15 protein-coding genes are annotated in these 20,221 nt (G+C 65.9%); 5 read left to right on the forward strand and 10 right to left on the reverse strand.

Annotated elements, in window-relative coordinates:
- Positions 1 to 138 precede the first annotated feature (138 nt).
- The 8 genes from RIdsm_RS10545 to xdhA form a co-directional block, all read right to left on the reverse strand.
- Positions 139 to 810, reverse strand: coding sequence for a hypothetical protein (locus tag RIdsm_RS10545; RefSeq protein ID WP_074940087.1), 672 nt, complete (start codon positions 808 to 810; stop codon positions 139 to 141).
- Between the two features lie 190 nt (positions 811 to 1,000).
- Complete coding sequence (locus tag RIdsm_RS10550; RefSeq protein WP_057813375.1) at positions 1,001 to 2,074, reverse strand: BMP family ABC transporter substrate-binding protein; 1,074 nt, start codon at positions 2,072 to 2,074, stop codon at positions 1,001 to 1,003.
- A 50-nt stretch (positions 2,075 to 2,124) separates the two neighbouring features.
- The gene (locus tag RIdsm_RS10555; RefSeq protein WP_057813373.1) at positions 2,125 to 3,045 is read right to left on the reverse strand and encodes an ABC transporter permease; all 921 of its coding nucleotides are present in this window, start codon (positions 3,043 to 3,045) and stop codon (positions 2,125 to 2,127) included.
- Positions 3,045 to 4,127, reverse strand: a complete 1,083-nt coding sequence (locus tag RIdsm_RS10560; RefSeq protein WP_057813371.1) for an ABC transporter permease — start codon at positions 4,125 to 4,127, stop codon at positions 3,045 to 3,047. The genes RIdsm_RS10555 and RIdsm_RS10560 overlap by 1 nt, the downstream gene beginning before the upstream one ends.
- A 144-nt stretch (positions 4,128 to 4,271) precedes the next feature.
- Positions 4,272 to 5,789, reverse strand: coding sequence for an ABC transporter ATP-binding protein (locus RIdsm_RS10565; RefSeq protein ID WP_057813369.1), 1,518 nt, complete (start codon positions 5,787 to 5,789; stop codon positions 4,272 to 4,274).
- The gene (xdhC, locus tag RIdsm_RS10570) at positions 5,786 to 6,721 is read right to left on the reverse strand and encodes a xanthine dehydrogenase accessory protein XdhC (RefSeq protein WP_057813367.1); all 936 of its coding nucleotides are present in this window, start codon (positions 6,719 to 6,721) and stop codon (positions 5,786 to 5,788) included. Before xdhC ends, RIdsm_RS10565 begins: the two co-directional genes overlap by 4 nt.
- Positions 6,711 to 9,143, reverse strand: a complete 2,433-nt coding sequence (xdhB, locus tag RIdsm_RS10575) for a xanthine dehydrogenase molybdopterin binding subunit (protein ID WP_057813365.1) — start codon at positions 9,141 to 9,143, stop codon at positions 6,711 to 6,713. Before xdhB ends, xdhC begins: the two co-directional genes overlap by 11 nt.
- Positions 9,140 to 10,498 carry a xanthine dehydrogenase small subunit gene (gene xdhA, locus RIdsm_RS10580; protein WP_057813363.1) on the reverse strand — a complete coding sequence of 453 codons (1,359 nt, stop codon included), beginning with the start codon at positions 10,496 to 10,498 and terminating at the stop codon, positions 9,140 to 9,142. Before xdhA ends, xdhB begins: the two co-directional genes overlap by 4 nt.
- A gap of 380 nt (positions 10,499 to 10,878) precedes the next feature.
- On the opposite strand from xdhA, the gene dnaE reads away from it, so the two are divergent.
- Both dnaE and RIdsm_RS10590 read left to right on the forward strand, forming a co-directional pair.
- Positions 10,879 to 14,373: a DNA polymerase III subunit alpha gene (gene dnaE / locus RIdsm_RS10585; protein ID WP_057813361.1), complete on the forward strand. Its 3,495-nt coding sequence runs from the start codon at positions 10,879 to 10,881 to the stop codon at positions 14,371 to 14,373.
- A 107-nt stretch (positions 14,374 to 14,480) separates the two neighbouring features.
- A complete protein-coding gene (locus tag RIdsm_RS10590; RefSeq protein WP_143100416.1) occupies positions 14,481 to 15,248 on the forward strand; it encodes a DUF2076 domain-containing protein in 768 nt (255 codons plus the stop codon).
- A 12-nt stretch (positions 15,249 to 15,260) separates the two neighbouring features.
- Here RIdsm_RS10590 and RIdsm_RS10595 read toward each other — a convergent pair whose 3' ends face one another.
- A complete protein-coding gene (locus RIdsm_RS10595) occupies positions 15,261 to 15,455 on the reverse strand; it encodes a SlyX family protein (RefSeq protein ID WP_057813357.1) in 195 nt (64 codons plus the stop codon).
- Between the two features lie 148 nt (positions 15,456 to 15,603).
- On the opposite strand from RIdsm_RS10595, the gene hisS reads away from it, so the two are divergent.
- From hisS to hisG, 3 genes are read left to right on the forward strand one after another with little or no spacing between them, the layout of a single operon-like run.
- Complete coding sequence (hisS, locus tag RIdsm_RS10600; RefSeq protein ID WP_057813355.1) at positions 15,604 to 17,094, forward strand: histidine--tRNA ligase; 1,491 nt, start codon at positions 15,604 to 15,606, stop codon at positions 17,092 to 17,094.
- A complete protein-coding gene (locus tag RIdsm_RS10605; RefSeq protein ID WP_057813353.1) occupies positions 17,091 to 18,176 on the forward strand; it encodes an ATP phosphoribosyltransferase regulatory subunit in 1,086 nt (361 codons plus the stop codon). The genes hisS and RIdsm_RS10605 overlap by 4 nt, the downstream gene beginning before the upstream one ends.
- Positions 18,173 to 18,868 (forward strand): ATP phosphoribosyltransferase, encoded by a 696-nt coding sequence (gene hisG, locus RIdsm_RS10610; protein ID WP_057813351.1) that lies wholly within the window; start codon positions 18,173 to 18,175, stop codon positions 18,866 to 18,868. The genes RIdsm_RS10605 and hisG overlap by 4 nt, the downstream gene beginning before the upstream one ends.
- A 487-nt stretch (positions 18,869 to 19,355) precedes the next feature.
- Here the strand turns inward: hisG and RIdsm_RS10615 are convergent, their stop codons facing one another.
- The gene (locus RIdsm_RS10615) at positions 19,356 to 19,943 is read right to left on the reverse strand and encodes an outer membrane protein (protein ID WP_057813349.1); all 588 of its coding nucleotides are present in this window, start codon (positions 19,941 to 19,943) and stop codon (positions 19,356 to 19,358) included.
- Positions 19,944 to 20,221 lie beyond the last annotated feature (278 nt).

Genomic DNA, 20,221 nt, shown 5'->3' on the forward strand with positions numbered 1-20,221 from the left:
GACATTTTCAAGCGGTGGGAGAGTAAAAAGGGCCGGCCGACCCGGTAGCCCTTTGGGTTGAATCTTATGCGGACCCGGTATGACTGTCCGCGTCGAGCCCATTCCACCGAATGCTGCGCGTTGCATCAATGACCGCTTTCAGGCATCCCAGCTTCGAAATTCTTGAATTCGATCAAGAGCCCCAAGCGCTTCCTGAGACTTTTCGTTGGCGTACTGATTGGCCGCATCCTCAGTGGCCTTTCTGTTCGCAGCGCTGAAGTGTCGATAGTACCAATCGACATGATGACCGACTTCGTGGAACAAAAGGTTGATATAGAATAGCCGAAGCTGTTTCTCTGTGGCGGAAACGGACCAAACGCCTTTCGACTTGGCAACAACAAAATCCAACCGTCGCATCTCGTTCAAAAGCGATTGATCCGAGACTTGTGAGAAGGTTCGCGTTCGGTCGCGCGACCATGGATAAAGAACGATCGCTCGAACCCCGGAGCCACAGACAAACTGGGCAAGGGGCTGAGAGCACGAGTCATATTCTTTTTTTCTAAGGCGACGGCACCAGATATGCGTGATGCCCGATACGTCATAGTCTGGAAGCTCTCTCAAGGCGGATTGGGCTTCCACGGCAGATATTGGAAAGTAGAAGTCTCTTGATGGGTTGTCTTGCAAGAGAATGGGGAGATCACGGTCGCCCTCCGGAGCATCCAGATCGTGGCATCTGTTGAAAATGTTGTCAGCAATTTTGGGCCGCGTTCGACCACCGTAGACATCACCAAATTTTCTACTTTTTTTCCATGGTGTATGTTTGCGTTGCATGATCGATGCTCCTGTCCAAGCCAATGCATATCTTTACACGGCGCAGGTCAACCAACTGATAAACGCGTAAGCGACTGTTGGTTACTCCATGCTAAAGCCGGCACTGTCCCTGCGGATTCAACGGATCGCCGAAACGCAAAAGGCCCCGCCAAACCGGCGGGGCCTTCACCTGTCTCGAAAACGTCCAGCCTTACTGCGGGATCTCGCCCTGCAGCCCCTCGACGAAGAAGTTCATGCCCAGAAGCGTGCCGTCATCCGCCGTCTCGCCCTCGGCCAGCCAGTCCGAGCCGTCCTGCTTCTTCAGAGGGCCGGTGAAGGGGTGGTACTCGCCATTGGCCATGGCCTCCTTCATCGCCAGCGCCTCTTCCTTCACGTCGGCCGGCACAGCATCGGTGATCTCGCCGATCTCGACCATGCCCGGGCCGATCCCGTCCCAGGTCTGCTTGGTCTCCCACGTCCCGTCCATCACGGCTTGCGTGCGCTCGATGTAATAGGGCTTCCAGTTGTCGATGATCGAGCTCACCCGCGGCGTGGGCTTGTACTCGGCCATGTCCGAGGCTTGCCCGAAGGTGATGACGTTGCCGGCCTTTTCGGCGGCGGCCTGCGGCGCGGTCGAATCGGTATGCTGCAGGATCACGTCGGCGCCCTGTTCGATCAGCGCGGTCGCGGCGTCGGCCTCCTTCGCCGGGTCGAACCACGTGTAGGCCCAGATGATCTTGAACTCCACATCCGGGTTGACCTTCTTGGCGTGGATATAGGCCGAGTTGATGCCGCGGATCACCTCCGGAATGGGGAAGGAGGCGATGTAGCCGATGATGTTCGATTCCGTCATCTTGCCGGCGATATGCCCCTGCACGGCGCGGCCTTCATAGAAGCGGGCCGAGTAGGTGCTGACATTGTCGGCGGTCTTGTAGCCTGTGGCGTGCTCGAACTTCACGTCCGGAAACTTCTTGGCCACGTTCACCGTCGGGTCCATGTAGCCGAACGACGTGGTAAAGATCAGGTCGGCGCCCTGCAGGGCCATCTGCGTGATCGCCCGTTCGGCATCGGCGCCCTCGGGCACGCTTTCCTGGTAGACCGTCTCGACCTTGTCGCCGAAATGCTCTTCGATGGCCAGCCGGCCCTGGTTGTGCTCGTAGGTCCAGCCGCCGTCGCCAATCGGGCCCACGTAGATGAAGCCGACCTTGGTCTTGTCCTGCGCCACCGCGGTGGTGGCCAGACCAAGCGCGAGCGCGGCGCCGGTGAGAAGTCTGGTGAGGGTCATTGAGGTCTCCCGTGTTGTTGGTGTTGTGCGTGTTCGTGTTGCCGTCTGCCTCAGGACGAGGCGTGAAAGACGCGGCCCAAGGATGCGGGCGCGCGGGATTTGTCCGCCGACATGATGACCAGCACGACGATGGTGATCAAGTAGGGCGACATCGAAAGATACTCCACCGGAATGGCGACGCCCGCCGCCTGCAGGTTGAGCTGCAGCACCGTGACCCCGCCGAAGAGCCATGCGCCCAGCAGCACGCGGCCCGCCTTCCAGCTTGCGAAGACCACCAGCGCCAGGGCGATCCAGCCGGCGCCTGCCGTCATGCCTTCCGTCCACTGCGGCACGCGCACGAGGCTGATATAGGCCCCGCCCAGCCCCGCGCAGGCGCCGCCGAACAGGATCGCCATCAGCCGCACGCGCACCACCTTGTAGCCAAGCGCATGCGCGGCATCGTGGTTTTCCCCCACCGCCCGCAGGACCAGCCCGACACGCGTGTATTTCAGCGTGGCCCAGACGGCGGCGACCAGCGCCAGCCCGAAATACACCATCAGGTCATGGGAAAAGACGACGCGGCCGATGAAGGGCAGATCGCTCAGCACCGGGATATCCAGCTTCGGCGTCGGCGGCGGCTTGATCCCCACGTAACCTTGGCCCATCAGCGAGCTCAGGCCCAGCCCGAACAGCGTCAACGCCAGCCCGCTCGCCACCTGGTTGGCCAGCGCAAATTGCGTGAGCAACGCGAAAAGCAGCGCCAGAACCGCGCCCCCAAACGCCGCCAGCACGAACCCAAGCAGCGGCGAGCCGGTCTCGACCGCCACGGCAAAGCCACAGATCGCCCCGGTAATCATCATCCCCTCGACCCCGAGGTTCAGCACGCCCGAGCGCTCCACCACCAGCTCGCCGATGGCCGCCAGCAGAATGGGCGTCGCCGCGACAAGCAAGGAGGCCAGCAGAAGGGCAGGGTTGATCGAAGAAAGGTCCATCACGCGGCCTCCGCTGTCTTGATCCGGATACGGAAATTGGTGAGCAGGTCGACGGCCAGCAGGAAGAACAGAAGCATCCCCTGGAACATCTGGATGGCGGCGGCGGGCAGCCCAAGGTTCGACTGCGCGATCTCGCCCCCGATATAGGTCAAAGCCATCAGCAGCCCCGCAAACAGGATCCCCACCGGGTGCAGCCGCCCGAGGAAGGCCACGATGATCGCGGTAAAGCCATAGCCCACGTTGAAGTCGATGCTGACCTGCCCCGACGGCCCCGACACCTCGAACATCCCCGCCATCCCCGCCAGCGCGCCGGCGGTACCGAGACAAAACAGGATCAGCCGCGCCGGGTTGACGCCCGCGAACCGCGCCGCCCTCGGCGCCTCGCCCGTCAGCCGGATGTGATAGCCCAGGATATGCCGGTTCAGCAGCACATAGGCCAGGATCACCGCCAGGAACGCCGCCAGAACCCCCCAATGCATCCCTGTCCCCGCAATCACTTCGGCGTTATGGGCGGACGGATACTGCTGCAGGTTCCGCGAGCCCGGAAAGCCGTGGCCTTCCGGGTTCCGCAACAGCCCCAGCGACATCTTCGCCAGCAATTGCTCGGCCACGTAGACCAGCATCAGCGACACGAGGATCTCGTTCGTCCCGAACCGCACCTTCAAAAGCGCCGGGATCATCGCCCAGGCCCAGCCGCCCAGCGCCCCCGCGATCACCATCAGCGGAAAGATGAACCACGCCTCCATCGGGTAGAAGGCCAGCCCCACACCGGCCCCGCAGAGCGCGCCGATGATATACTGCCCCTCGGCCCCGATATTCCAGATCCCCGCCCGGAACCCGAGGCTCAACCCGATCGCGATCAGAATGAGCGGCGCCCCCTTCACCAGCAGCTGCGGCCGGTAGTAGAAGGCGAACTCGCCGAAGAGCGGCTCCCAGAAGATCGTCCCGATCGCCTCCACCGGGTTCTTGCCCAAGAGCGCGAACAGCGCCCCGCCCGCGATCATGGTGATCACCACCGCTAGCACCGGCGTCAGATAGGTCCAGAGCCGCGACGGCTGCGGCCGTTTCTCAAGCTTCAGCACGCCGCACCTCCTTCACCGCTGCCCTGGGGGCCAGCCCCCAGACCCCCGGGATATTTGACCCAAGAAGAAACAGGCTCTGTGCCCCGATGCTTCTTCTTGGCCAAAATATCCCCGCCGGAGGCATGAAATCTCTCTTCCCCACGCTCAGGCATGCGACACCTCCATCCCGTGGGCACCCCCCATCATCAGCCCGATCTCCTCGACGGTCAGGCCCTTGGCGGGCCGGATATCCGACAGCCGCCCCTCGTTCAGCGCCCCGAACCGGTCGGAAATTTCCATCAGCTCGTCCAAATCCTGGCTGATGCAGACGATCGCCGCCCCCTCGGCGGCAAGGTCCAGCAGCGCCTGCCGGATGGCAGCGGCCGCCGCGGCATCGACGCCCCAGGTGGGCTGGTTGACCACCAGCACCTTCGGCCGTTGCAGCACCTCCCGGCCGATGACGAATTTCTGCAGGTTCCCGCCCGACAGCGAGCGCGCCGCGTTGTCCGGCCCGGGCGTGCGCACGTCGAAAGCCTCAATCACCTTCTCGGCAAAGCTCCGCGCCGCGCCCCATTTCAGGAAGCCGCGGTTCAGCAGGTTCTCCCGCTGCGCCGCCGTCAGCACGCCATTCTCGATCAGGCTCATGTCGGGCGCCGCCGCATGGCCCAGCCGCTCCTCGGGTGCCGCCAGCAAGCCCAGCTCGCGCCGCGCCGTCGGCCCCAGCCGGCCCACCGGCTGACCCAGCAGGCGGATCGCGTCCGCGTCGGTCTTCAACTCCCCCGACAGCACCGCCAGCAATTCGTCCTGCCCGTTACCCGCAACCCCGCCGATCCCGAGGATCTCGCCCTGCTGCACCGTCAGGTGAATATTCTTCAAAGATGTGCCAAAGGCCGAGGGCGACTTGACCGACAGCCCCGAGATATCCAGCGCCACGTCACCCAGATCCCGCCCCGCGCGTTCGGGCGACTCGAACGCCGAGCCCACCATCATCTCCGCCATCTCCCGCGCCGAGGTTTCCGCCGGCACGCAGGTGCCCACGTTCTTGCCCAGCCGCAAGATCGTCGCCGCATCGCACAGCGCGCGGATTTCCTCCAGCTTGTGCGAGATATAGAGGATCGCCACGCCTTCCCCGGTCAGCTTGCGCAGCGTCTCGAACAGGATCTCCACCTCCTGCGGCGTCAGCACCGAGGTCGGCTCGTCCATGATCAGAAGCTTCGGCTCCTGCAGCAGGCAGCGGATGATCTCCACCCTCTGCCGTTCCCCCGCCGACAGGTCACCCACCGTGCGGAAAGGGTCGAGCGGCAACCCGTAGGTCTCCGACACCTCGCGGATCCGCGCCGCAAGGTCGCGCATCGGCGGCGGGTTCTCCATGCCGAGCGCGATATTCTCCGCCACGTTCAGCGCATCGAAGAGCGAAAAGTGCTGGAACACCATCGCCACCCCCGCCGCCCGTGCCGCGCGCGGCTCCGCCGGGGTGAACGGCTTCCCGCGCAGCGTCATCGTGCCGCTGTCGGGTTTCACCAGCCCGTAGATCATCTTCACCAGCGTCGATTTGCCGGCGCCGTTTTCGCCAAGCAGGGCATGCACTTCGCCCTCCTTGATCTCGAACGAGACGTTGTCGTTTGCAACGACGCCCGGATAGGCCTTGGTCAGGCCCTCGATTGTCAGAAGTGTCCCAGTCACGCGGTTTTTCCTTGTTGGAGGCGGGTTTGCGCCCCGGGTCTCAGTATCTCCGCCGCCACGCCGACCGCAATGGCCTGCGGGTGTTTGCCAAGGGCGGGGTCGCCGATCGGGCAGCGGATGCTGTCAATTTGATCTTCACCATGGCCAAGCGCGGCAAGGCGTTTGCGGAACCGCGCCCACTTGGTCTTCGACCCGATCAGCCCCGCGCTGGCAAAGCCGTGGCTCAGGAGTTGATGGCACAGCTCGAGGTCGAGCGCATGGGAATAGGTCAGGACCAGGTGATGCGCGTCGCTTGGCGCGTGCGGCACCAGCCGCGCGGGCTCGGCCGCGGGCAGGGGGGCGACGCCCTCGGGAATGGCGTCGGGAAAGCGATCCGGCCCGGTATCGACCCACGTGATCCGCACCGCCGGCAAAGGCGTCAACACCGCAACCAGCGCCCGCCCCACATGACCCGCGCCCCAGATCCAGATCTCCCGCGTGGGCCGTGCCACCGGCTCGATCATCCAGCCATCGAGCAGCTGCGCCTCCGGCGGCCGCCCCTGGTTGCGCGCCGTGGCCAGCAGGCGTTTCACCGACAGCGGCATCGCCGCGGACCCGGCAACGGGCCGGGCGAAGACCATCTCCGCCTCGGGCAAGGCGGCGGCGTCGAAAACCTCGCTCACCACCTCGACCGCCCCGCCACAGCACTGGCCCATCTCCGGCCCCAGCGCGTGGCGGGAGTGGCGGCAGGCCACCGCCTGCTCTCGCGCCGCCCGCGCCAGCTCGTACTCCAAAGCGCCACCGCCGATCGTCCCGGACTGCCCGTTCTCCCAGACCAGCATCGCCGCCCCGGTCTCCCGCGGGCAGGAGCCATGCGTCGCCGCGATCACCACGCGCACCACGCGCCCATGCGCGGCCACGGCGCGGGCAAGCATATCAAGATCAAACCCCATGACGCACCCGTTCGACCGTCATGAACACCCGTTCCGCCGTCGCAGGGGCATCCAAAGCCGGATAAGCCGCCCCGCAACTGGCCACCGCATCCGACAGCGCAAGAAACGCCGAGATCCCCAGCATGAAGGGCGGCTCGCCCACCGCCTTCGACCGGTAAATCGTCTCCTCCCGGTTCTCGTCATCCCAGAGCGCCACGTTGAACACGTCCGGCCGGTCGCCACAGGCGGGGATCTTGTAGGTCGAGGGCGCGTGCGTGGTCAGCCGGCCCTTGTCGTTCCACACCAGCTCTTCCGTCGTCAGCCACCCCGCGCCCTGCACGTAACCGCCCTCGATCTGCCCGATATCGAGCGCCGGGTTCAGGCTGGCCCCCGCATCGTGCAGGATATCCGTCCGCAGGATCCGGTTCTCGCCGGTCAGGGTGTCGATCACCACCTCGGTGACAGCCGCGCCATAGGCGAAGTAGAAGAACGGCCGGCCCTCGCCGCGAATGCGATCCCACGCCAGCTTGGGCGTCTTGTAGAACCCGGTCGATGACAGGCTCACCCGGTGCTCATAGGCCAGCTTCGCGGCCTCGGCGAAACTCCGTTCGTGCTCGCCCACAAACACCTTGCCATCCTCGAACCGCACGGTCGCAGGCTCCGCCTGATGATACTCGGCCAGAAACGCCGCCATACGCTCGCGAATGGTGTCACAGGCCGCCTTCACCGCCATCCCGTTCAGGTCACTCCCCGAACTCGCCGCGGTGGCCGAGGTATTGGGCACCTTGCCCGTATCGGTCGCCGTGATCTTCACCATCTCCAGCGGCACCCCGAACCGCGCGGCCGCCACCTGCGCCACCTTCTGGAAGAGGCCCTGTCCCATCTCCGTGCCGCCATGGTTGAGGTGGATCGAGCCATCGTTATAGACATGCACCAGCGCGCCGGCCTGGTTGAGATGGGTCAGCGTGAAGGAAATCCCGAACTTCACCGGCGTCAGTGCAATGCCCTTCTTCAGCACGGCGTTCCTGGCATTCCACTCCGCCACCGCCTTGCGCCGGGCGTGATAGTCGGCCTTTTCGACCAGCATATCGGTCATCTCGTGCAGGATGAAATCCTCGACCGGCTGGCCATAGGGCGTGGTCTGCACACCCGCAGGCGGCTTCGGCACCGCGTCCGGCGGCATCTCCGACTGCGCCCCGCGCGAGGCCGGGTCGATATCGTCAGGGATCGGCCGCGCTTTGCTGGCCCCCGGCGAATAGGCCCCGCCATAGCGATGCCCCGTGCCCGGCCCGGTCTTCTCCGGCGCGGCATAGTAATTCACCCGCCGCACCTGCAGCGGATCGCGACCCAGCTCATGGGCGATATGGTCCATCACCCGCTCGATCCCGATCATCCCCTGCGGCCCGCCGAACCCCCGGAACGCGGTGGCCGACTGCGTGTTGGTCTTCAGCCGGTGCGACAATATCCGCGCATGTTCCAGGTGATACGCATTGTCCGCATGCAGCATCGCCCGGTCCGCCACCGGCAGCGACAGATCCTGGCTCCACCCGCACCGGGCATACTGGGTGAACTCCACCCCCAGCACCCGGCCCCGCTCATCGAACCCCGCGCGATAGGCGATCCGGAAATCATGCCGCTTGCCGGTGATGATCATGTCATCGTCCCGGTCATAGCGCATCTTGCAGGGCCTGCCGGTCAGCTGCGCCCCCAGCGCACAGGCAATCGCCAGCGCATTGCCCTGGCTCTCCTTGCCGCCGAACCCGCCGCCCATCCGCCGGCATTCCACCCGCACACCGTGCATCGGGATGCCCAAGGCATGCGCCACCTTGTGCTGTATCTCGCTGGGATGCTGGGTCGAGGACATGACCACCATGTCGCCGCCTTCCTGCGGCAGGGCCATGGCAGCCTGGCCTTCGAGGTAGAAATGCTCCTGCCCACCCATCTCCAGCGTGCCGTCTATGGCATGGGGGGCATTGGCGATGGCGGCGTCCGCATCGCCCTTCTCGTAAAGCCGCGGCCCGTCCTCGAAATGGCTGTCGGCGGCGATGGCGTCGTCGATGCTCAGGATCGGGGTGCGCTCGGCAATCTCCACCGTCGCCTTCCTTGCTGCCTTGCGGGCGTTCAGATGACTGTCCGCGATGACAAGAAACAGAGCCTGCCCGGCATAATGTACCTCGCCCGTGGCCAGCAACGGCTCGTCATGAATGGACGGCGAGGTATCCGCATCCCGCTCAAGATCATCGGCGGTCAGCACCGCGACCACGCCCGCACTGGCCCGAACCTCCGAAACGTCCAGCGCCGTGATCGTCCCCGCCGCCACCTCGCTGACCCCAAAGGCCAGGTGCAGCGTCTCCGCCGGCGTCGGGATATCATCCACGTATCTTGCCTGCCCGGTCACATGCAGCGGCGCGGCGTCGTGGGGCAGGGGCTTCGTCACGCTCATGCTGACACCTCCAACACGCTCGTCGCCTGACCCTGATCCTCGTGGAAGTACCGCCCCAGCAGGTTCCGCGCACTCTCCAGCCGGTACCGGGCCGAGGCGCGCATGTCGGAAAGCGGGGTGAAATCCGTCTCCCACGCCTCCGCCGCGGCCTCCACCGTTTCCAGCGTCCAGGGCTGACCGACAATCGCCGCCTCCACATGCGCCGCGCGCTTCGGAACCCCCGCCATGCCACCAAACGCAATCCGCGCCCCGCTCACAACGCCATCCTCGACGGTGATGTTGAAACACCCGCACACGGCGGAAATATCCTGATCGAACCGTTTCGACAGCTTGTAACAGCGCAACCGGTCGGCCTGCGCCGGAATGGTCACCGCCTCGACGAACTCGCCCTTGGCCCGATCCTGCTTGCCATAGTCGAGGAAGAAATCCTCAAGCGGCAGCTCCCGCCGCACATCGCCCTTCCGCAGATGCAACACCGCCCCCAGCGCAATCAACGCTGGCGGCCCGTCGCCAATGGGCGACCCATTGGCAATATTCCCGCCAATCGTCGCCGCCCCCCGCACCTGAACAGAGCCATACCGCCGGATCAGCCCGGCAAAGTACGGATGCCGCCCGCGCATTTCCCGCATCAGCCGGTCAAGCGTCACCCCCGCGCCCACACGCAGGCCCGCCTCCGTCTCCTCAACCTCCTGCAAATCCCGGCAGCGGTGCAGGAACGCCACCGGCGCCAGCTCCCGCAACTGCTTGGTCACCCATAGCCCCACATCCGTGGCGCCCGCCACCAGCACCGTCTCCGGCGCCCGCTCCAGCAACGCCGCCAGCTCGTCCGACGTCTCGGGCAAAGCCGGGGCAGAGGCCACCGCCGCCAAATCCTCTCGCAGCCACTCCGGCACCGGCTCTTTCGCCGCCGCCTCCGCCGCCCGGATGATCGGCGCGTACCCCGTGCACCGGCACAGGTTCCCCGCCAGCGCCGTGTCGAAATCGCTCTCGCCGTTCAAATGCGCCACCGCCATCGACACGATGAACCCCGGCGTGCAGAACCCGCATTGCGACCCGTGATGTTCGATCATCGCCCGCTGCACCGGGTGCAGCGTGCCATCCGGCCCGCTGATCCCCTCGACCGTGCGAACGGCTTTCCCATGCAGCTGCGGCAGGAACAGGATGCAGGCGTTCAGCGCCTTCGCCCCCTGTGCATCGCTCACCATCACCGTGCAGGCGCCGCAATCGCCCTCGTTGCAGCCCTCCTTGGTGCCGGTCAGCCGCCGACGCTCGCGAAGCCAGTCAAGCAGGGTCTCGGTGGGCGACACCCCGGCAAGTTCGATGGCCTCCCCGTTCAACCGAAAGGAAATGTCCATAAGCACATATGCCTGCCGCGTTACCTCCGCCCTTTTCTGGTGCGCTCCCCCGATGCGGCGTAGAGGGGCGCGGGCTTACCTGACGAACAGGCTATGCGGGCAATTCGCGGCTTGGCAAGGATTGAGTGGGCCCGCGAAACGGGCAAACGGGCACGACGTAACGTCTCGCAGACGGCGCGTGACGCAAGGGAAATCAAGGGCTTGAGCCGGGCGCGCCCCGATTGCCTTGGAATCGGAGGAAGTGTTTCAGACCGGGGCGGGCAATGCATTTGCCCAAACTCAGGGCGAATGGGCCGCCGGGCGCCATGGGGCAGGGTGCCGCCGGGGAAGGGAACGATCCCCTATTTCCACCGCCCCCGCGCCTGCCGTAAGCTGAGCCCATGAGCAGCACCCCCCGATTCATCCACCTCCGCGTCCATACCGAATACTCCCTCCTCGAAGGCGCCGTGCGGCTGAAAAAGCTGCCGGGCCTGTGCGAGGCGGCCGACATGCCGGCCGTGGCCGTCACCGACACCAACAACATGTTCGCGGCGCTCGAATTCTCGGTCACGGCCCAGGGGGCGGGCATCCAGCCGATCATGGGCTGCCAGGTCGATGTGCAATACGTCACCCCCGCGCCGGGCGAACGCCCGAAAGCCCCGGCGCCCGTCGTGCTGCTCGCGCAGTCCGAGCGCGGCTACGAAAACCTGATGAAGCTCAACTCCTGCCTCTACCTGCGCGGCGACGGGCAGCTGCCCCATGTCACGGTGGAAGAGCTGGAGCGCCATTCCGAGGCCGTCATCTGCCTCTCCGGCGGCCCTGATGGCCCGGTGGGCCGCCTCCTGCAGGCGGGCCAGCGCCCCGCCGCCGAAACGCTCATGCGCGACCTGCACAAGGCCTTCGGCGACCGGCTTTACGTGGAACTCCAGCGCCACCCCGGCGAGGCCGGCGCGCCCGAGAACGAACGCCTGACGGAACGCGGCTTCGTCGAGATGGCCTACGCGATGAACATCCCGCTCGTCGCCACCAACGACGTCTATTTCCCGCAGGAAAAGATGTACGAGGCCCACGACGCCATGATCTGCGTCGCCGAGGGCGCCTATGTCGACCAGTCCCAGCCCCGCCGCCGCCTGACCGCCCAGCACTATTTCAAGTCGCCGCAGGAGATGGCCACGCTCTTCGCCGACCTGCCCGAGGCCATCGAGAACACCGTCAAGATCGCCAAGCGCTGCGCCTTCGGCGCCTACCGGCGCGACCCGATCCTGCCGCGCTTCGCCGATGACGAGGTCGACGAGCTGCGCCGTCAGGCCAAGGAAGGGCTGGAAGCCCGCCTCGCCGTCATCCCCCACGCCGCACCGGTGGAAGAGTACGAGAAGCGCCTCGAATTCGAGCTGGGCATCATCGAAGGCATGGGCTTCCCCGGTTACTTCCTGATCGTGGCCGACTTCATCAAGTGGGGGAAGGAACACGACATTCCCGTGGGCCCCGGCCGGGGCTCGGGCGCGGGCTCCCTCGTGGCCTATGCGCTCACCATCACCGACCTCGACCCGCTGCGCTACTCGCTGCTCTTCGAACGGTTCCTCAACCCCGAGCGGGTCTCCATGCCCGACTTCGACATCGACTTCTGCATGGACCGCCGCGAGGAGGTGATCCAGTACGTCCAGCGCAAATACGGCCGCGACAAGGTGGGCCAGATCATCACCTTCGGCGCACTGCTCTCCAAGGCCGCCGTCCGCGACATCGGCCGCGTCCTGCAAATGCCCTATGGTCAGGTCGACCGCCTCTCCAAGATGATCCCCGTCGAGGGCGTCAAACCCGTCTCGATCGAAAAGGCCCTGCAACAGGAAGACCGCCTCCGCGAAGAGGCCCGCTCCGAAGAAGTGGTCGACCGCCTCCTGAAATACGGCATGCAGGTCGAGGGCCTCCTGCGCAACGCCTCCACCCACGCCGCCGGCGTGGTGATCGGCGACCGCCCCCTTGATGAGCTGGTGCCCCTCTACCAGGACCCCCGCTCCGACATGCCCGCGACCCAGTTCAACATGAAATGGGTCGAGCAGGCGGGCCTCGTGAAGTTCGACTTCCTCGGACTCAAGACCCTCACCGTCATTCAAAACGCCATCGAACAGATCCACGCCTCGGGCCGCGACCTGCACACCGCCGCCGATGGCAGCACCATCTACGAACCCTTCGACGGGGCCGAGAACGATATCGGCCAGATCCCCCTCGACGACCCCAAGACCTATGAGCTTTACGCCCGCGCCAAGACAGTCGCCGTGTTCCAGGTGGAAAGCTCGGGCATGATGGACGCGCTCAAGCGCATGAAACCCACCTGCATCGAGGATATCGTCGCGCTCGTGGCCCTCTACCGCCCCGGCCCGATGGAGAACATCCCGAAATACTGCGAGGTCAAGAACGGCCTTTCGAAACGCGACTACCTGCACCCCTCGGTCGACCATATCCTCGACGAGACGCAGGGCATCATCGTCTACCAGGAACAGGTGATGCAGATCGCGCAGGAGATGGCCGGCTATTCCCTCGGCGGCGCCGACCTTCTCCGCCGCGCGATGGGCAAGAAGATCCAGGAAGCGATGGATGCCGAGCGGCCCAAGTTCATCGCCGGGGCCAAGGAAAACGGCGTCGACGACGACAAGGCGCTGGAAGTCTGGAACCTGCTCGACAAATTCGCCAACTACGGCTTCAACAAGTCCCACGCCGCCGCCTACGCCGTCGTCAGCTACCAGACGGCCTGGCTCAAGGCCAACCACCCGGTCGAGTTCATGGCCGGCGTCATGAACTGCGATATCCACCTCACCGACAAGCTCGCCACCTATTTCGAAGAGGTGAAGCACGCGCTCGAGCTGCCTTACGTGCCGCCCTGCGTGAACCGCACCGATGCGACCTTCAAGGTCAGGGACGGCGCGCTGCACTACGCGCTGGGCGCGCTCAAGAACGTGGGCGTCGAGGCCATGCGCCTCATCACCGAGGGCAGGGGAGAGAAACCCTTCGTCACCCTTTTCGACTTCGCCCGCCGCGCCGACCTCAAGCGCATCGGCAAGCGCCCGCTGGAGATGCTGGCCCGGGCCGGTGCCTTCGACGAGCTCGACCGCAACCGCCGCCGCGTCTTCGATAATGTCGAACGGCTGATGAACTACTCCGCCGCGATCCACGAGCAGAAGAACTCCAACCAGGTCTCGCTCTTCGGCGAGGCGGGCGACGACCTGCCCGAGCCGCGGCTTTCCCCGGTCGAAGACTGGCTCCCCGCCGAACGCCTCACCGAGGAGTTCAAGGCGGTGGGCTTCTACCTCTCCGGCCACCCGCTCGACGACTACGCCGCGCCCTTGAAGCGCAAGGATGTGAAAACCCTGGCCGAGGTCACCGAGCATGCCCGTCGCGGCGCGGCGGTGGTCAAGATGGCGGGCGTCGTCGCCGGCCGGCAGGAACGCCGCTCGGCCCGCGGCAACCGCTTCGCCTTCGTCCAGCTCTCCGACACCACCGGCAGTTTCGAGGTCACGGTCTTCTCCGACACGCTCGAAGCCTCCCGCGACCACCTGGAAACCGGCTCCATGGTCGTCCTGACCGTCGAGGCCACGATGGAGGAAGACCAGCTCAAGCTCCTCGCCCGCGTCATCCAGCCCGCCGACACCGTGGTGGCCGACGCCGGCGCCTCGGGCCTGCGCATCTTCGTCGAGGATGCGGGCGCGGTTCCTTCAGTCGCCACGGTTCTCGAAAAATCCGCCGACGCCAAGGGCGGGCGCGGCCCGATCTATTTCTGCCTCCTCGATCAGGCGCTGCCCGGCGAGGTGGAAATCGCGGCCGGGCGCGACTACCCGGTCTCGCCCCAGATCAAGGGCGCCCTGCGCTCCCTGCCGGGCGTCGCCATGGTCGAGGAAATCTGACCGCCCGCGGGCAAATGCCCGAAATGGCAGGCGTTTGCCCACGGGCTGGACGGGGCCGTATGGCGCGGATAAGCTCCGCGCCATCGAACCACCGGAGGGGGATTTCCTTGGCAATGCGCATTGCGTCGGCCTGTCTGTCACTGATGCTCGTGGCCTCCTGCGGGGCCGAGATGGCCGAGGTACCGCGGCTGGCCGATGAGTCCATCGCGGAAGACGCGCCGAAAATGTCGGTCGCCGCGCAGCGCAGCCCGCAGCCCTCCACCGGCGGCTTCCTCTCGGCCCTCTTCGGCGGCACCCGGCAGGCGCCCCAGCCCGAAGCCGCGGCCCCGGGCAGCACCGAGGCCGACGTCACCGAGGCCTCCGTCCCGGCCGCCGACGCCGTGAAAAGCGACATCGCCTTCGGCACCCGGCTGCCCTATGGCAGGGTCGCGAAAATCTGCGGCGTCGCCGACCGCCAGCTTGGCGAGAAAATCGCCCAATACCCCGAGCGCCGCCCGAAACACCGGCTCTACGACAGCGCCCCGGGAAGCACCCGGCCGCACACCTTCTACATCACCGGCTTCGACGACGGCTGCGCGCGGCAGTTCACCGCCGCGATGGCCGTTTTCGGCTCGGTCGAAATGCATGAACAGCTGCGCTATGGCCTGCCGGCCGAGGTGCAGCCCTATTCCGACACCGACAAGGCCTATGAGAAACTCAAGCGCCGGGTCTGCAACAAGCCGCGCCGCAAGCCCTGCGGAAGCCGCATCGGCCAGATGGCCAAGGATACCGTCTTCCTCAGCGTCTATGAACGCTTCGGCGGCAATTCCCAATGGATGAACATCCTGCTCCACGGCGGCGACATCGTCGCCCAGGACCGCAAGTCAGGTCTCTGAGGCCGGGCCGCCTCAGTAATGCGGCGGCCGCTCGTCGCCAAAGGCCGCGGCGCCGGAACTGTCGCTCTCCCGCTCCGCCTCCCGCTGCAACAGCAGCGCCACCCGCCGCTTCAATTGGCCGATTTCGGTTTCCTGCCGGGCCACGACGTCGGACAGGTCGTCGACGACGCGGGCCAGGTTGGCGATGTGTTCTTCAAGCTCCTGCATGGGGGCATGTAAGAGCGATCGGCGGAACGGGTCAAGCACGGGCGGTGGGAAGCCGCTTTGCGCTGCGGCCCGGGGCCTCCTGCCGCTTGCCCCTTCACGCCCCTTCGGCTAGACCGCGCGGCGAATGGCACCGGCAAGGACCCGCAAGATGGCCAAGACCAAGAAACAGCCCCGCCCCAAGGCCGAAACCCCCAAGGGGTTCCGCGACTATTTCGGCGCGGAAGTCAGCGAACGCGCAGAGATGCTGCAGAAGATCGCGGCGGTCTACCATCGCTACGGGTTCGACGCGCTGGAATCGAGCGCGGTCGAGACGGTCGAGGCGCTTGGCAAGTTCCTCCCCGATGTCGACCGCCCCAACGAGGGCGTCTTCGCCTGGCAGGAAGCCGATGAGGACGGCAAGGGCGACTGGCTCGCCCTCCGCTATGACCTGACCGCGCCCTTGGCCCGCGTCTACGCCCAGCACCGCAACGACCTGCCGACCCCCTACCGCCGCTTCGCAATGGGGCCGGTCTGGCGCAACGAAAAGCCGGGTCCGGGCCGCTACCGCCAGTTCTACCAATGCGACGCCGACACCGTCGGCACCGCCAGTATGGCCGCCGATTCCGAGATCTGCGCCATGCTCGCCGACACGCTGGAAGAGGTCGGCATCCCGCGCGGCGATTACCTGATCCGGGTGAACAACCGGAAGGTTCTGAACGGCGTGCTGGAAAGCATGGGGCTTGCGGACGACGAAGAGCGCAGCGCCGCCGTCATGCGCACCATCGACAAGTTCGACAAGGTGGGCGAAGCCGGCGTGCGCGAGCTGCTCGGCAAGGGCCGGCTCGACGCGTCGGGCGCCTATATCGACGGGGTAGGGCTCACCGACGATCAGGCCGACCCCGTGCTGACCTTCCTGACCTCCAAGGCCGACGACATGGCCGAAACCTTCGCCAACCTCCGCAAAGCGGTCGGCGACAGCACGATGGGGCAGGAAGGCGTCGCCGAACTCGAACAGATCGCCGACCTCCTCGCCGCCCAGGGCTACGGCCCCGACCGCATCGTCATCGACCCCTCCGTCGTGCGCGGCCTCGGCTACTACACCGGCCCCGTCTTCGAGGCCGAGCTCACCTTCGAGATCTTCGACGAAAAAGGCCGAAAGCGCCAGTTCGGCTCCGTCGCCGGCGGCGGCCGGTACGACGACCTCGTCAAGCGCTTCACCGGCCAGGCCGTTCCCGCTACCGGCATCTCCATCGGCGTCGACCGCCTGCTCGCCGCGCTGCGCGAAAAGGGCCGCATCGGCGGCACCGCCACCGGCCCCGTCGTCGTCACCGTGATGGACCGCGACCGCATGGCCGATTACCAGGCGATGGTCGGCGAACTCCGCCAGGCCGGCATCCGCGCCGAGGTCTATCTCGGCAATCCGAAGAACTTCGGCAACCAGCTCAAATACGCCGACAAGCGCAACTCCCCCGTCGCCATCATCGAGGGCGGCGACGAAAAGGAGAAGGGCATCGTCCAGATCAAGGACCTGGTCCTTGGCGCAAAAATCGCCGAGAACGCCACGCTCGAGGAGTGGAAGGAACGCCCCAGCCAGTTCGAGGTCCCGCGCGGCGACATGGTCGCCAAGGTCCGCGAAATCCTGGACGGGCAGGGCGGATGACCAACCGTGCCGCGATCCGGGCCGAGGCGATGCGCCTGCGCGGCCTGTTCGAGGCGGCGGGGGCGGAGCCGGTGGAAACCGGTATCCTGCAACCCGCCGACCTCCTCCTCGATCTCTATGGCGAGGATATCCGCGCCCGCGCCTATGTCACCTCCGACGCGCTTCGGGGCGAGCAGATGCTGCGCCCCGACTTCACCGTGCCGGTCGTGCAGATGCACATGGCCCACGGCGCCGAACCCGCCTGCTACACCTACGCGGGCGAGGTCTTCCGCCGCCAGGAAGATGACCCCGACCGCGCCAACGAATACACCCAGGCCGGCTTCGAGGTCTTCGACCGCACCAACCCCGAGGCCGCCGACGCCCGCGTCTTCGCGCTCTTCCACCAGGTGCTCGCACCCCTGAAGCTGCGCGCCGCCACCGGCGATATCGGCATCCTCATGGCCGCCGTCGAGGGCCTGCGCACCTCCGAACGCCGCAAGGCGGCCCTGCGCCGCCACATCTGGCGCCCCAAACGCTTCCGCGCACTCATCGACCGCTACGCCGCCCGTGCCCGCGTGCCCGAAAGCCGCGCCGCCCTTTTGGCCGCCACCGACCCGATGGCCCATGCCGCACCGATGATCGGCCTGCGCAGCGAGACCGAGATCCGCCAGCGGATCGACATCCTCCGCGAAGACGCCGCCGCCGCCCCCCTTTCGGAAAACGAGGTCGCGCTCCTCGACGCCATCCTCGCCGTGCGCGAAACCTCCGACAACGCCCTCGAACAGCTCCGCGACATCGCCGTCGACATGCCCGCCATCGCCCCGGCGATCGACCGGCTGGCCCGCCGCCTCGACGCCCTCGGCGACGCGGGCATCGACGTCACAGCGCTCGATTTCGAGGCCAGCTACGGCCGCACCCAGATGGAATATTACGACGGCTTCGTCTTCGGCTTCTACGCCGAACGCCGCCCCGATCTGCCGCCCGTCGCCACAGGCGGCCGCTACGATGCGCTGACCCGGCAACTGGGCCGCGGCCGCGAAATCCCCGCCGTCGGCGGCGTCATCCGTCCCGGCCTCGTCATCGACCTCGGAGGTGCGGCATGAGCGTGAAGCTTGGCGTCCCCTCCAAGGGCCGGCTGATGGAGAAGACCTTCGAATGGTTCGGCGCCCGCGGCATCGGCCTCGGCCGGGCCGGGTCCGACCGTGAATACGCGGGCTTCGTCGACGGCATCGACAATGTCGAGCTGGTGCTGCTCTCCGCTGGCGAAATCCCTCGCGAACTGGCGGCGGGCCGCATCCACCTCGGCGTCACCGGCACCGACCTCGTGCGCGAGAAGCTGGGCCAGTGGGAACACCGGGTCGAGGAACTGGCCGAGCTGGGCTTCGGCCATGCCGACCTCGTCCTCGCCGTCCCCCGCGCCTGGGTCGACGTGGGCACGCTCGACGACCTCGACGCCGTCGCCGCCGCCTTCCGGGCGAAACACGGCTTCCGCCTGCGCATCGCCACCAAGTACCACCGCCTCGTCCGGGAATTCCTGCGCGAGAACGGCGTCGCCGACTACCAGCTCGTCGACAGCCAGGGCGCCACCGAAGGCACCGTCAAGAACGAAACCGCCGAGGCCATCGCCGATATCACCTCGTCGGGCGACACCCTGCGCGCCAACCACCTCAAGACGCTCGACGACGGGCTGATCCTGCGCAGCCAGGCCACGCTCTTCCGCGCCCGCGGCGTCGACATGGAGCCGGAAGACCGCACGACCCTGAAACAACTGATCGCCAAGCTGGGCGTCGACTGAGCACGGGGCAGGGCGCCCTCTTCAGGGCACCTGCAAATCCATTGATAAGGGAGTGGCCGCAAATCGGGCCGGTCAATCACGTCCTTTGCACCGGAGCCTTTGGGCAAAGCTCGACCAAGGCCGGCTGCGAGCGCGATCCTGACCTATCCACGGAGCGCCTGCGCGGAATCGAGGGCGAAGCCCGCCGCGCATCGACCGTTGGCCGGCAGGCGATTGCCAGCAATTGCCGAGAGGTGGGCCGTCCCGACGGCACGGCGATTTTGCAGGTCGAGTGCCACGCTCTTGGGTCGGATGTGCTTGGCAGGAATAAAGTGGCAGCTACCAACGTTGGTTCGCCGTACCACGGCCCGTCAATGCGCGGCTTTTCACCGTCGGGACGCAATGACCGAAAAGTCAAAAAAAGGACCAATACCAGTCGCCAACACCTCCAACGAAAAAGGCCCGGATGCGTGAACATCCGGGCCTCTGGAAACTGGTCTGGTTCAGATCAGAACTTGAAAACCGTCCGCACGGCGACCGAGGTCGCTTCCGCGCTCACCGGGGTGCCGGTGAAGCTGTCGAAGTCGTGATACAGGACTTCGCCGCCCACGGTCAGGTGATCGCCCACCATGTAGTCATAGCCGCCGCCGACGAAGTAACCGTCGACATCGCCCACGATGTTGGTGTCCATGTTGGCATAGCCGGTGGTGGCGTAGGCCAGGCCACGGCCCATTTTCAGACCGCCGCGAACCTTGACGCGCATGACGTTTTCCATCTGCACGCCCGGTGCGATGTTCAGGCTGGTCCAGTCATAGTCGACAGCCGTGCCGAGCACGAAGTTGCCGAAGTCGTAGTCGTAGCCAGCGGTGAAACCGGAGATCCAGTCGTCGCCGTCGATGGCGGGGAAGTTGGTGTCGACGTTGTAATAGCCGATTTCCGAACCCAGGTAGAAGCCGGTCCAGTTCGGGATCTGCGGAGCGGGGTCGGCGGGTACGATGACCGGTTGCTCGACGACGGGGTCTTGCAGGCTGCCTGCCAGCGCAGGGCCTGCGGTGGTCAGGGTGGCGGCCACGAACAGGGAAAGCGCACGTTTCATTTTTTGTCCTCACGTTCCGGCCCGCTCGTTCCGAGGCGAGCCTGTTGTGCTTGGTTGAGTGGTGTGTCCGAGCAGGTGCCCGGCGCTTGGTCATTCTAAGTTAGGGTCGTGCCTTTTTCACTCAACGTCTGCAACAAAAGAAAAAGTTATCATTCTTTGAGTGTTGCGCCTATGTGACCCAAGGGCACGCAAACACGATTTTTGGCGGTCTTTTGGCGGAAAATCGCCGAAAAACTTTGCACGAAAATCACATTTTACGCGGTTCGGGCCTGGCCGGC

The sequence above is a fragment of the Roseovarius indicus genome (assembly GCF_008728195.1).
Taxonomy (GTDB): Bacteria; Pseudomonadota; Alphaproteobacteria; order Rhodobacterales; family Rhodobacteraceae; genus Roseovarius; species Roseovarius indicus.